This is a genomic window from Actinomadura nitritigenes, from assembly GCF_017573545.1.
Taxonomy (GTDB): domain Bacteria; phylum Actinomycetota; class Actinomycetes; order Streptosporangiales; family Streptosporangiaceae; genus Spirillospora; species Spirillospora nitritigenes.
In genome coordinates this window covers 1-12,368 of record NZ_JAGEOK010000054.1, presented here as the reverse complement: position 1 = coordinate 12,368, position 12,368 = coordinate 1, and the positions used below count along the sequence as shown (strand labels likewise).

The following is a 12,368-nucleotide window of genomic DNA, read 5'->3' as shown; positions in this document are numbered from 1 at the left end:
GGTGGGCCGACGTCAGCTTCGAAATCTACACCGGCTTGGCTGCACTCACGCGGTCAAGAAGGCTCTTTGGGCGCGAGCACCGCGATCGTCGCCGACCCCGGCGGCGTCGGATGGAGGGGTACAGAATAAAGTCCTAGCCCCACAGTGACGAAACGACCCCGGAGCTGGCAAGCTTCGGGGTCCTTGTCGTTACGGAGGCCAGTCTCCTGTGACTGCTGGGACCGGAGGGACAGGCGCGCAGGAAAGTTGCCTCGGCCCTTGGGTCTGGTTTGTGGTGGTGTGCCGGCGTCGTGAGTGCCGAGGACTCAGGCCGCGGGCGGGGTGATGTGCCCGGTGGGTGTCCAGGTGTCGAGCGGCTTGGGTGTCTTATAGCGGGCTCGGCGGTGGGGGCGCCCCTCGGGGCCGGGGAGTGTGGCGAGCCAGGCGTTGTCCTTGCGTTCGTTGGCGTGGGCCAGTTGGAAGGCCAACAGGAGGGTCTGCGCGGCGATGCCGCGGACGCGGCGGTTTCCGGCGTGCTCGATGCCTTTGTGTGCGTCTGCTTTGGCGTAGCCGTTCATGCCTTCGACGGTGTTGCGGAGCCGTCCGTAGATCTTTTGCCATTCCGGACTGCCGTAGGCCTGCGGCGGCCCGTCCTGCGTGCCGCCGAAGATCTCGGTCCGTCTCTCCGCCGGCGGTCAGTCCATGGTCGGCTCGTGTGGCGTAGGCAGGGCGTCCGGCAGGCCGAACGTGGCAAACAGCGCCGGGTCCTGGAACGAGGTGACCCGTGCGATGAGCGACGCCTCGATGGTGAGGACCTGGATCGAGTGCGCGTGGAGCATGCCGTCGCGGCCGCGTCGGTAGGTGGCGAGTGCGGGCTGGCCGTTGGCGGAGGCCGGTACGACACGGATGTCGGCAGGTGATTCGGGGAGCCTCGGTTCGAGGAAGCGCCCGACCGTCCGGCGTCCCGCGAACCAGATCGGTATCGGCGGCATCTCGTAGACGGCGTCCGCGGTGAGCAGCCGCATCAGCGCCGCGACATCCGCAGTCTGAAACGCTGCGGCGTACCGGTCGAGCAGGCCGCGCACCTGTGGATCGGTCGGTTCGGCGATGTCGTCCTCGGACAGTGCGGCGTGGCCGAGTTGCGCGCGGGCGCGTTGCAGCAGGCTGTTGACCGCCGCCGCCGAGACACCGAGCAGCCGGGCGACCTCGGGAGCCTGCCAGCGCAGCACGTCGCGCAGGATCAGCACCGCGCGCTGCCGGGGCGGCAGGTACTGCAGCGCCGCGATCAGGGCCAGCCGCATCCCCGCGCGGGAGGCGACAACGGATGCAGGGTCGGCCGGATTCGCCCCGTACAGCGTTTCCGGGATCGGCTGCAACCAGGGCACTTCGGACATCGCCGTGGACGCGGGCGCGTCCGGGTCCTCGGCGGGGCCGCTCAGCCCAGACGGCAGCGGCCGCCGGACACGGTTCTCCAACGCTCTCAGGCAGGTGTTGGTCGCGATCCGGTACAGCCAGGTGCGCAGCGACGCGCGGCCCTCGAATCCGCCATACGCCTGCCACGCGCGCAGCAGGATCTCCTGGACGAGGTCCTCGGCGTCATGGACGGAACCGAGCATGCGGTAGCAGTACGCCAGAAGCTCCGGCCGGTATGGATCGGCGAGGCGTGCGAAGTCCTCTCCGCTCTGCGTCGTCGCACTCGGCTGCCGCATGGTCCCCCCACCCTCGTCGCGCTTGCGCGTGCCGGTACCGGTCCGTCACCCATACAGATCCCCGGTGACGCGAAAACTCATCGCCCACGGCGCCGGCTCCGCTGGACCGGCCGTGCGCGCGATGCGGCGGGCCTGAAGCAGGGTGACCGATGAAGTTCCGCGGCGGCTCGTATCTGTACGGGTGACCGCGCACCGCCGTCCCGGCACCGCGCGACCGATGCAAAGGGGGAACCGACATGGCCGGCCTGAATCTCACGGCCAAACCGCCCGGCCCTACGCCTCAACGGGAAGGGCGGCCGTGGACGATGCTGGCGGTGCTCCTGCTCGGCCAGTTCATGGCCCTGCTCGACGTCACGATCGTCAACGTCGCGGTACCCACGATAGGCGCCGACCTGCACGCCTCCGGCGCGTCCCTGCAACTGGTGGTCGGAGGGTACACCGTCACCTACGCCATGCTGCTGATCACCGGGGCGCGCCTCGGCGACCTCTACGGCCGGCGGCGGATGTACTTGTGGGGCGCCGGCGTCTTCACGGTCACCTCGCTGGTCTGCGGAATCGCGCCGGACAGCGTGCTGCTGATCGGTGCCCGCCTCGTCCAGGGCGCGGGCGCGGCGGTCATGGTCCCGCAGATCATCAGTGTCATCCAGATGCGCTTCGAGGGCGCGGCGCGCGCCACCGCGCTGTCGGCCTACGGTGTCGTGCTTTCGGTCGGCGCACTGGCGGGGCTGGTCCTCGGCGGCGTTCTGGTCAACGCCGATCTGCTCGGCGCCTCATGGCGCCCGGTCTTCCTCGTCAACGTGCCGCTCGGCGCCCTGCTGATGGCGCTCATCCCGAGGCTCGTCCCCGCCGACGCCCCCCGCGGCACCCGCCGGCTCGACGCCGCCGGGCTCGCCATCGCCGTGCCCGCGGTGTCCCTGGTCGTATTCCCGCTGGTGCTGGGGCACGAGACCGGCTGGCCGGCCTGGACGTACCTGTGCGTCGCAGCCGGTGTCGCACTGGCGGGGATCTTCGTCCTGGTCGAGCGGAACGTCGCGGCTGGCGGCGGTGATCCGTTGCTGGACCTGGCCGTCCTGCGGGCGCCCGCGATCGCCCCCGGCATCAGCGCCCTGACGTGCATGCAGATCGCCTACGGCGGGTTCATGTTCACCCTGGCGATACACCTGCAGTCCGGCCTCGGGGACGGCGCGCTGCGCGCCGGCTCGACCTTCGCCCCGGTCGCGGCGGTGTTCGGACTGGTGGGCTTCTACTGGCGGAGGCTGCCGCAGCGCCTCCACCACCTGCTGTCCCCGGCGGGGCTCGTCCTGTGCGTTCTGGCCTACCTCGGCATCGCCGCCGGTTTCCACGACGGTACGCAGGACGGCCCGCTGCTATGGGCAGCGCTGGTCGTCTGCGGAATCGGCATGGGCCTGACGCTCAGCCCGCTGCTGGCCCAGTCGCTGCTCCGCGTGCCGCCCGCCAAGGCGGCCGACGCCAGCGGCGTGCTGACCACCACCATGCAACTCGGTCAGGTCATCGGCGTCGCCGCGTTCGGCACCCTGTACTTCTCCCTGGCCACGCCCTTCCCACCGCATTCCCTGGCACAGGCGCACTCCTCGGCGCACGCGATGTCCTCGGCGGCGGTGTGCATGGCGGTTCTGAGCGCCGTCGGCGCTCTCTTCGCGATCGCGCTTTCTCGCAACGTCCGGCGGGCCGGCATGGGATAGCGCACCCGGCACACCGTTGAGCCCCGCGAGCAGACACGAACACGAACCGAAAGATGGAGGATGCCATGAGCAAGATCAACATCGTGCGGTACGAGACCCGGGGCCCGAGTCCGCCGATGAGAACCAGCAGCTCATCGAGGGAGTCATGGCCGAACTCGCCCATGACCGCCCCGAAGGATTGCGCTACGCCGCGTTCCGCCTCGACGATGGGGTGACCTTCCTGCACGTGGTGATCAGCGAGGAAGGGGCGGACCCGCTGGGGCGATCCGCTGCGTTCAAGGAATTCCAGCGGGAGTTCGGTGAGCGCCAGGCCCCCGGCAGCCGTGCCCGCAACGCCGCCTCCCTCGTGGGATCGTACCGCTTCGGTTTCGGGACCGACGGCCAGGACGCGGCGGCCGGCGAATGAACACGCGGGCGACATCCCTTCCCGAGCCGGTGCCAGCGCGCACCGTCCGCGGCTCCGGCCCGGGTCTGGTGCTCTCCCACGGCGCGAACGGGAGCATCGAGCGCCAGTTCGGCCCCGTCCTCGACGGCCTCGCGGCCCACCGCACCGTCGTCGGGGTCGATCTGCCGGGCTCCGGGGCGACACCCCGATCCGAGGCCCCCCTGAACGCGGACGCGCTCGCGGACCAACTGGTCGCCGCCGCCGACGCCGAAGGGCTGGACACCTTCGCCGTCTCCGGCATATCCCTGGGGACCCCCATCGCGATCCGCGCCGCCGTCCGGCACCCCGACCGCGTCACGGCGCTCGTACTCACCGCCGGCTTCGCGCGGCCCGATGCCACATTGCGCCTGTTCAATTCGATCTGGCGCCGCCTCTACATGAGCGGGGACCATTCGACGCTCGCCGAGTTCGGCGCGCTCATGGCCTTCAGCACCCGCACCCTGGACGCCATGCCGCGCGAGCGGATGGACGCCGTCGTCCAGCGGATCGCCGGCGGGTTTCCCGCGGGCACACCCGAGCAGGCCGATCTCCTCGACCGAATCGACGTCGAAGACGATCTGCCTCGGATCCGCGTCCCGACCCTGATCGTCGTCACCATCGGTGACCGGCTCGTCTCCCCGGACCTGCAACGGGGGCTCGCCGCCGCCATTCCCGGGGCGGCGGTCGCCGAGATCGGCACCGGTCACGCACCCTTCGGTGAAGCCCCAGGCGAGTGGCTGGACGCCATGAACGCCTTCCTCCGTCCCAGTCCCGCAGAAGGCTGCGTTCGCCGGAACACCGGGTGAGCCGGGTCATCTCTGGAGGTGCATCCAGGGTCACGGGGTTCTGATCGGAAAACATCCGGGAGCGGGGGCCCAGTCCTGGGCCCCGCTCTTGGAGGCCCATCGGAACGACGAGCCGGTGCGCATCCAGGACCGGGCCGCCCCGCCGTCCACGGCGGCGGGCTCCATCCCGCGGGCAACTCCACGTAGACGCGCATCGGCCCAGCCGTTCCCACAACGGAGAGTGGAAAATGATCTTGCAGGGCGTGGAATCCAGCGGAGTGGGGGCTCGCATTGTCGCTGATCAAAGAGTTTCGTCAGTACCCCAATCCTTGAGGCGGCGGGCGCGCTGGTAGGCGGCCTGATCGGCGGTGACGGCGCGCTAGGTATCGCGTCCGCCGTTGCGCGCGGTTTCGCGTGAGATGGTCGGGGCGGCCCGGCCCAGCCGGCGCGCCATGGAACGGGCGGATTCTCCGGCCGCCATCCCGTGTGAGATCTCTTCCCGCTCGGCGCAGGACAAATGCTTGGCGGAGCGTCGCGGAGACTGATGGCGGATGCCGCCGGTCTGCGCCAGGTGTCTGCGGACGTGATGCGTCGGTGCGCCCAGCACGCATCCCATCGAGTTGAACGACTCACCTGCGCGTCATCGCTGCCAGATCTCATGCTGTTGAGTTGGCGAGAACCCGTGGTCCCGCACACGACCGTCCATCGCCATAAGATCAACTTATGGTGATGCACTGATCATTTGAGCCCAAGATGGTTTCTTGAAGGCATCAGGGGTGTGCTCATCGGAAATGCGACTTACCGAGGGCTGCCTGCAGAAGGTCTCGGATTTCCAGATCATCGTGGATGGCGGCCCAGCCATCATCCCAGCTGTGACGACGGTCATCGGAGAGGACTGTCTTGATCGTCGATCGGTGCCCGTCTAGGTGGTCGTCGATGTCAGCCAGGTAGCGGGCTGCGGGTTTGACGGTGGGGTGTGCTGTGCCGTCGAGGAGGTCCCGCACTGGCCGTATGAGGATGTGCCGGCCTTCGTCGGTGTCTCCGGTGATTTTGATGAGGGCGTGGGCTGCTTCCAGCGCCGTCCATGGTTCGAGCGATTGCGCGAGGAGCCGGAGGATGGGAACGAGTGGAGATGCATGCGTGCCGAGGTCGGCAAGGCGACGCGTGTCGTCGTGCCGGTACCTGTCGCCGAGCCGGAGCCGGAAGGCACGCAATGCCGGTTCGGGGTCACCAGTGAGCCGCCAGTAGCGATCGCCGACCGTCGATCCGTTCGGCCAGCCCGGGCAAGCAGCGGTCGTCGCCTGACCAGGCCAGCCCCCAGACGGCCACATCTGCTACCAGTGGACTTCTCGGGGCCTGCGCTTCGTCGTTGAGATGGTCAGCGAACAGGTCCGCGTCCTGACCACCGGGCCGGGCGTGCGCGGCGAGCAGATGAAGGGAGAACGTCCGCGTCTCAACGTCAGGATCAGCAGCATGATCACGTAAGGCCGGGAGGAGGCGGCGAGGGCGCCGGGAAACCGACAGGACATTGCCTGCGGCATGGATGGCGCCTTGCCTGCGCTCGGCTTCCGGATGGGCGAGCAACGCAAGACAGAGTTGTTCCTGGGCATCCACGTCACCGCTCAGCCCGTCAATCGCCCACCGGACTGTCCAAGCCGAAGGGCCGTAGAAGTGTTCGCTGCCAGACCAAGCCGACAGATCCCCGGATAGCGCGGTCATGATCGGTTCGATACTGGGCGCGCGGCCCGGCATGGCTTTTCTCGGCGCTAGTGTGGCGGCGAATCTGAGTTGCTCATCCGGTGCACTGGTGAGGTCGCGCAGCCAGATCAGCGTCTCGGGGAGCGTTACGGCAGTCAAAGACCCGGCGAGCGAGCCGATTATGAGAATCTGATCAAGACGAGTGCTCCTGTCTTGGGCGTGCCACCGGTCGCGTAGAGCGCTCACGACCACATCTGCGTGAGTGACAGCCTGCTCCAAAACCGACGCCGACGCCCGGCGCAAATGTGGATCTTCATCGTCAAGGAGCGCGATCAGCCGGGGGACAGCCGCCTCCCACGCCTCGGCCCAGCCGCCAGCAACCCTGAACGGCGCGACCTCGCGTGCAGTCCACGCGAGCCTCCCCACGATCTCCAGAAGATCACCACGGCACGTGACCCGGGTTGATTCGGCTGCCTCCATGAGGAATGGCAGTGCTTCGACGGCTGCTGAGCATATAGAACCACCCTGGTGGTAGAACTCGTTCAACAGTTCGTCCGCCGCCTCGGCCGCTGCCTCGGCCTCCAGCAGCGTGCGGAACAACAAAGGCAAGTCAGCCTCTCCGCTCAACGCGTATGTCAGCTCACGCCAGGGCACTTGATCAAGACCGTCGAACACCCCAGGAGACTATACGAGCAAAGCCGCTGTTGATCCTTGCTGGTCATGACCAACGCCGGCTCCCTTACTCGTTTGATGTGGTGTCCTTTAGAGACATTTTCGTCCTGTATCTGTGGTGTCAAGTGCCCCGCCAGGTGACAGTGGCTTCGCCGGTGAGGCGGCGGCTCGTCAGGTCGATCATTGCGACGTGGATCATGGCTTCGGATCGGGTCGGCAGGGTTTCGTAGTCGCGGGCCAGGCGGCGGTGCAGCATCAGCCGGTCGAACGTGCGCTCCACCACCCAGCGCCGCGGTAGCGGCACGAATCCTTTGGTGGTGGGGTCGCGGCGGATGGTTTCCAGGTCGATGCCCGGGTTGGCGGCGTGGTCGATGGCCTTGGTGCGGTAGGCGGTGTCGGCCCACGTCTTGGAAATCGTCGGGTATGTCGCGGCCACGCCGGTCAGCAGCTGCGTGCCGGCGGTGCCGTCCGGCGCGCTCGCCGCGGTGACCGGCACCGCCGGCAGCAGCCTGAGGGTGTCGGTGACGATGTGGCGTTTGCGGCCCACGATCTTCTTGCCGGCATCGGTGCCCTGGCCGGCGGTGGGCACGTCGATGGAGGTCTTGACGCTTTGGGAGTCGATGATGCAGGCGCTGGGCTGGGCCCGGTGCCCTTCCTGTTCGCGGACCAGATCGCACAGCCGCCTGGTGAGCCCCTTCGAGGTAGAGGCTGGCGAACAATGGTTCGTTCAAGTGCCATCAACGTCTCGGCTGGGGCGCTTTCGAGGGCGATGGTGAAGTTCTGCTAACGCCGTGGCGCAGCAGATTCGCGCTGGCCGTCCTGCGTGAGCGACTGCCCATTGGCGCACACGATCTGTCGACCGCGAGAACCGCGGCGGACGCGGTGGGTTCGGCCCATGCGTGGGGAAGCCTGTGGCGAACTCGGCGGTGGAGACGTCGGCGGTCGGAGTGCGGTGTGTCAGCCGGGGCGGGGCGCGCCTTTCCGTGAATTGGCTTCGGCGATGATGGCGCCGGCCAGGCGGCCGGTCTGGATGGCCATGTCCTGCGAGGACAGGGGGCGGTCGTTGTCGAGCCACCAGGTGATGGCCTGGACGAACATGGCGGCCACGAGGGACGGCACCAAGCCGCCGGTCGGCCCGGATGAGGGAATGTGTTCGGCGACCATGGCGGACAACGAGGAGCGCATCCTGACCGCGAACCACTGACTGCCTCGGTGGCTCAGCAGGGCGCCGTACAGCCGGTGGTAGTGGGCGACGTGGTCGAAGAAGGAAGCCCACAGTTCCAGGGCCGGTCTCGCGTCAGGGTCGGCGACCGAACCGCGCAGGACGTCCATCGCCTCGTCGAAGATCTCTTCCACGAGGTGGTACTTGTCGCGGTAGTTGCGGTAGAAGGCGGCACGGCTCACCATCGCCCGCTCGGTGATCTGGCCGACGGTGACGCGGTCGAAGCCGCGCTCCTCGATGAGTTCCACCAGGGCCTGGCGTAGCAGCGTGCGGGTACGAAGGACCCGCACGCTCTCCCGTGGTCGGGGCAATCTGACCTCCGCGATCGAGACAATCCGCGCCTGGTGTCTCGACTGGTGCGCTACGGCCGATCTGTGCCTTGTCGCCCGTGCGGACCGGTCACGACACTGACAGTCGAACACGTTGCGCCGGATGAGACATGTTGTCTCGGTCGATTCGAGCTGTCAATCGAAGGCCAGGTCGAGAGGCGACCTTCACCAAGGGAGAGAACGAATGCGAGCCGTGTACGTCGAGCAGTTCGGGCCGCCGGAGGCGCTGCGGGTCCAGGACGCCGATCCGCCGTCCCCGGCGCCGGGGCAGGTGGTGGTGGCCGTCGAGGTGGCCGGGGTCGTGTTCGGGGACGTGCTCGTGCGGTCGGGGCGGTACCCGTCCCCGCTGCCGTACGTTCCCGGGCTGGAGGTCGGTGGACGGGTCGTGCGGACCGGCCGCGGCACCGACCCGTCGTTGCGAGGCAAGCGGGTGGCGGCCACCACCAGCGGCATGCACGGCGGATACGCCGAGTTAGCGGTCGCTGACGCGGGCGGGGTGTTCGAGGTGCCGGACGGGCTGCCGCTGAAGGAGGCCGTACCGGTGTTCCAGGCCGGCGCGGTCGCCGCCGGCATGATGACGGCGATCCGGGTCGGCCCTGAGGACACCGTCCTGGTCACCGCCGCGGCCGGGCGGATCGGATCCCTCCTGGTCCAGATGTGCCGGCAGGCGGGGGCGCGCCAGGTGATCGCGGCGGCGGGAAGCCCGGAGAAACTGGCCGCCGCCTCCCTGGACGGTGCCGACGCACTGATCGACTACACCGACCCGGACTGGGCCGGCAAGGTCACTGCGGCGACCGGTGGACGCGGCGCCGACGTGGTCTTCGACGCCGTCGGCGGCGCCGTCCGCGAGCAGGCGCTGCTCGCCGCCCGTCCGACCGCGGGACGCATCGCTGTGTACGGGGCCACCAGCGGTGACGCTGCCATCGACAGCCTCACCGTGGGGCGGCTCGGCCTCAGCGTGGTCGGGGCGCTGGGCATCGCGTTCAGCCGTCCCGAGGCCGAGCAGCGCGGGCACGCCCGGCATGCACTGCAACTCGCCGCCGCGGGGGAGTTGAGGCCGCGCATCCACGCGACCTATCCGTTGGAGCGTGCCGCCGACGCCCACACCGCTCTCGAGCAGCGCGCCACGATCGGTGCCGTCCTGCTCACCCCCTGACGGCCACCAAGCCAACCGTCCCCGTTCCAATTTTGCACGGAGAGTAGTACATCCCTCATGGCTTTGTTGTTGTACGCGTTGGGCAGGTTCGCCTTCCGCCGCCGTCGGCTCGTCGCGCTGGCATGGGTGGCCTTGCTGGTCGCGGTCGGATTCGCCGCTGCCGCGGCATCCGGTCCCATCAACAGTCCGCTCACCGTCCCCGGAACCGAGTCACAGCGCGCGTTCGACCTCATCGAGCAACGCTTCCCGGGATCGGCGGCAGACGGCGCCACCGCGCGCGTCCTGTTCCAGGCTCCAGCAGGGCAGCGGCTCACCACCTCCGCCAATGCCGCCGCCGTGCAGCGGGTCGTGGGTGAACTGCGGTCCGGGTCGCCGCAGGTCGCGTCCGTGGCCGGCCCTTTCGACGGCTCCACCAGCGGTACGGGCGGCGGATCCGTCCGCCTGCTTGCCAAGGACGGTGCCATCGCCTATGCGGTGGTCTCCTATAAGACGACGGCGACCGAACTGACCGACGCGACGGTGAACGCGCTCAAGCGGGCGGCCCGGGACGGCCGCGACACGGGACTCCGGGTCGAGATCGGCGGGGACGCGCTGACACCGGTTCCCACCGCCGGGCCGGGCGAGGTGGTCGGGCTAGCGATCACCGCGCTGGTGCTGATGCTGACGTTCGGCTCGCTGGTGGCCGCAGGGCTGCCGCTGGTGACCGCGCTGCTCGGAGTCGCCATCGGGATCGCCGGCATCTCGGCCCTCGGCGGAGTTCTGCACCTGTCCAGCAGCACGGCCCTGCTGGCGCTCATGATCGGTCTGGCGGTCGGTATCGACTACGCGCTGTTCATCGTGTCCCGGTACCGCAGCGAGCTCGCTGACGGGCACCAGCCGGAGGACGCCGCCGGACGGGCACTGGGCACCGCCGGCTCGGCGGTGGTGTTCGCCGGCCTCACCGTGGTCGTCGCCCTGGCCGGACTGGCGGTGGTGAACATCCCCAACCTGACCAAGATGGGGCTCGCCGCCGCGGCGACCGTCGTCGTGGCCGTTCTGGTGGCGCTGACGCTGATCCCGGCCCTGCTCGGGTTCGCCGGGCGCCGCGTCCTGCCCCGCAAGGTCCGCAAGGGGACCCGGCGGCTCGCCGCGGCCTCAGACCGGGCGCGGCGCGGCCGCCGCCAGGACGGGCTCGGCGCGCGCTGGGCGGCCTTCGTCCTGGCCAGGCCGGTGAGCGTGCTCGTCGCCGGCGTGATCGGGCTCGCCGTGCTGGCCGTCCCCGCGGCGAGCCTGCGGATGGCCCTGCCCGACGACGGACATCTCCCCCCGGACACCACGCAGCGCAAAGCGTATGACCTTCTGGCGGACGGGTTCGGCCCGGGCTTCAACGGCCCGCTGACCCTCACCGTGGACCCAGCGGGCCGCGGGAACGCCGGCACCGCTGCGGCGCGCGCGATCTCGGTCGTCTCCGCCCTTCCCGGGGTGGCCGCCGTCACCCCGGCTCGGCTCAGCTCTTCGGGCGACACTGCGATGATCAGCGTGGTGCCCGCATCGGGACCGAACGACACCGCGACCAAGGACCTGGTCACCGCGATCCGCAAGCGCCGCGGCGACCTGCGTTCCGCCACCGGGGCGCAAGTCCTGGTGACCGGCAGGACGGCGCTCAACATCGACATCGCCCAGCGGCTCGGCGGCGCGGTGCCGCCCTATCTCGCGCTGGTGTCGGCGTTGGCGTTCCTGATCCTGCTCGTGGTCTTCCGGTCGCTGGTCGTCCCGCTCAAGGCGGCCGTCGGGTTCCTGCTGTCCGTCCTGGCCTCGCTGGGCGTGATCGTCGCGGTCTTCCAATGGGGATGGCTCGGGAGCGTCCTCGGCGTCAAGCAGACCGGCCCCATCAACAGCACGATGCCGATCTTCCTGATCGGGGTCGTGTTCGGTCTCGCGATGGACTACGAGGTCTTTCTCGTCAGCCGGATGCGCGAGGCGTACACCGAAGGAGCCGAACCCCGAGCGGCGATCACCGCCGGGTTCGCGCACAACGCCCGCGTCGTGACCGCCGGCGCGCTCATCATGATCAGCGTCTTCGCCGGCTTCGTCGGATCGAGCGAGGCGATGATCAAAATGCTCGGCTTCGGGCTCGGGGTCGCCGTCCTCCTCGACGCCTTCGTCGTCCGCATGGCCGTCGTCCCCGCCGCGCTCGCCCTCCTCGGACGGGCCGCCTGGTGGCTGCCGCGCAGGCTCGCGGCGATCCTGCCCGACCTCGACATCGAGGGCACCCGCCTGCACGACCGTCCCGGCGAGGACGCCGCCGCCCATGATCCGAGCCTGGCTCGCATGTGATCTCCCGCCTCGTCAATGAGCCTTTTCCAGCATCAGTCTGAGCTGGCCAGATGGAGGCAGAGGGCAGCCTGGACGAGACCTGTGGTTCGGGCCGGTGAACAGCGGAGCCTGCGCAGAAGACGCCAGGACTTGAGCGCGGCGACGGCCTGCTCGACCAGCGCCCGGATCCTGGCATGAGACCGGTTGACGGCCTGCTGCCGCTCGGAGAGGTTCTCCCACCGCCCGCGGTAGGGGACGCGGACGGTACTGCCGGCGCCCTGATAGGCCTTGTCGGCCCAGCAGTTGATGCCGGTTTCGGCGAGGGCGTCGATGATGCCGTGCTCGCGGGCCGCGCGGACGTCGTGGACGGCGCCGGGCAGGGCCGGTGAAGCCCAC

12 protein-coding genes and 1 pseudogene are annotated in these 12,368 nt (G+C 69.4%); 5 read left to right on the top strand and 8 right to left on the bottom strand.

What is annotated here, in order from left to right; translation table 11 throughout:
• Window positions 1-305 precede the first annotated feature (305 nt).
• Together J4557_RS45855 and J4557_RS45850 are read right to left on the bottom strand one after the other, a co-directional pair.
• Window positions 306-557, bottom strand: coding sequence for a hypothetical protein (locus J4557_RS45855; protein ID WP_208273696.1), 252 nt, complete (start codon window positions 555-557; stop codon window positions 306-308).
• A gap of 117 nt (window positions 558-674) precedes the next feature.
• A complete protein-coding gene (locus tag J4557_RS45850) occupies window positions 675-1,688 on the bottom strand; it encodes a sigma-70 family RNA polymerase sigma factor (protein WP_208273694.1) in 1,014 nt (337 codons plus the stop codon).
• A gap of 305 nt (window positions 1,689-1,993) precedes the next feature.
• Between J4557_RS45850 and J4557_RS45845 the strand changes: the two genes are divergently transcribed.
• From J4557_RS45845 to J4557_RS45835, 3 genes are all read left to right on the top strand, one after another.
• Window positions 1,994-3,391, top strand: a complete 1,398-nt coding sequence (locus tag J4557_RS45845) for an MFS transporter (RefSeq protein WP_208273692.1) — start codon at window positions 1,994-1,996, stop codon at window positions 3,389-3,391.
• A gap of 145 nt (window positions 3,392-3,536) precedes the next feature.
• On the top strand, window positions 3,537-3,797 hold the full coding sequence (locus J4557_RS45840) for a hypothetical protein (RefSeq protein WP_208273690.1): 261 nt from the start codon (window positions 3,537-3,539) through the stop codon (window positions 3,795-3,797).
• A complete protein-coding gene (locus tag J4557_RS45835) occupies window positions 3,794-4,621 on the top strand; it encodes an alpha/beta fold hydrolase (protein WP_208273688.1) in 828 nt (275 codons plus the stop codon). The genes J4557_RS45840 and J4557_RS45835 overlap by 4 nt, the downstream gene beginning before the upstream one ends.
• A gap of 376 nt (window positions 4,622-4,997) precedes the next feature.
• Here the strand turns inward: J4557_RS45835 and J4557_RS50480 are convergent.
• The 5 genes and pseudogenes from J4557_RS50480 to J4557_RS45810 form a co-directional block, all read right to left on the bottom strand.
• A pseudogene (locus J4557_RS50480) lies at window positions 4,998-5,147 on the bottom strand (helix-turn-helix domain-containing protein); the annotation flags it as partial.
• Between the two features lie 235 nt (window positions 5,148-5,382).
• Complete coding sequence (locus J4557_RS45825; RefSeq protein WP_208273684.1) at window positions 5,383-5,814, bottom strand: hypothetical protein; 432 nt, start codon at window positions 5,812-5,814, stop codon at window positions 5,383-5,385.
• A gap of 13 nt (window positions 5,815-5,827) precedes the next feature.
• A complete protein-coding gene (locus J4557_RS45820) occupies window positions 5,828-6,973 on the bottom strand; it encodes a hypothetical protein (RefSeq protein ID WP_208273683.1) in 1,146 nt (381 codons plus the stop codon).
• 118 nt (window positions 6,974-7,091) lie between these two features.
• Window positions 7,092-7,640: a transposase gene (locus tag J4557_RS45815; RefSeq protein ID WP_243777414.1), complete on the bottom strand. Its 549-nt coding sequence runs from the start codon at window positions 7,638-7,640 to the stop codon at window positions 7,092-7,094.
• A 287-nt stretch (window positions 7,641-7,927) separates the two neighbouring features.
• Complete coding sequence (locus J4557_RS45810; protein WP_307800590.1) at window positions 7,928-8,482, bottom strand: TetR/AcrR family transcriptional regulator; 555 nt, start codon at window positions 8,480-8,482, stop codon at window positions 7,928-7,930.
• Window positions 8,483-8,705: 223 nt separating this feature from the next.
• Between J4557_RS45810 and J4557_RS45805 the strand changes: the two genes are divergently transcribed.
• Together J4557_RS45805 and J4557_RS45800 are read left to right on the top strand one after the other, a co-directional pair.
• Window positions 8,706-9,677: a zinc-binding dehydrogenase gene (locus tag J4557_RS45805; protein WP_208273678.1), complete on the top strand. Its 972-nt coding sequence runs from the start codon at window positions 8,706-8,708 to the stop codon at window positions 9,675-9,677.
• A 57-nt stretch (window positions 9,678-9,734) separates the two neighbouring features.
• Window positions 9,735-11,993, top strand: a complete 2,259-nt coding sequence (locus tag J4557_RS45800; protein ID WP_208273676.1) for an MMPL family transporter — start codon at window positions 9,735-9,737, stop codon at window positions 11,991-11,993.
• Between the two features lie 32 nt (window positions 11,994-12,025).
• Here J4557_RS45800 and J4557_RS45795 read toward each other — a convergent pair.
• On the bottom strand, window positions 12,026-12,368 hold a 343-nt coding region (locus tag J4557_RS45795; protein ID WP_279576427.1), incomplete at its 5' end, for a transposase family protein.

What these genes read in the sequence shown, in the direction of transcription:
- J4557_RS45855 (WP_208273696.1), bottom strand. Translation starts at nt 557, where the DNA reads ATGAACGGCTACGCCAAAGCAGACGCACACAAAGGCATCGAGCACGCC.
- J4557_RS45850 (WP_208273694.1), bottom strand. Translation starts at nt 1,688, where the DNA reads ATGCGGCAGCCGAGTGCGACGACGCAGAGCGGAGAGGACTTCGCACGC.
- J4557_RS45845 (WP_208273692.1), top strand. Translation starts at nt 1,994, where the DNA reads ATGCTGGCGGTGCTCCTGCTCGGCCAGTTCATGGCCCTGCTCGACGTC.
- J4557_RS45840 (WP_208273690.1), top strand. Translation starts at nt 3,537, where the DNA reads ATGGCCGAACTCGCCCATGACCGCCCCGAAGGATTGCGCTACGCCGCG.
- J4557_RS45835 (WP_208273688.1), top strand. Translation starts at nt 3,794, where the DNA reads ATGAACACGCGGGCGACATCCCTTCCCGAGCCGGTGCCAGCGCGCACC.
- J4557_RS45805 (WP_208273678.1), top strand. Translation starts at nt 8,706, where the DNA reads ATGCGAGCCGTGTACGTCGAGCAGTTCGGGCCGCCGGAGGCGCTGCGG.
- J4557_RS45800 (WP_208273676.1), top strand. Translation starts at nt 9,735, where the DNA reads ATGGCTTTGTTGTTGTACGCGTTGGGCAGGTTCGCCTTCCGCCGCCGT.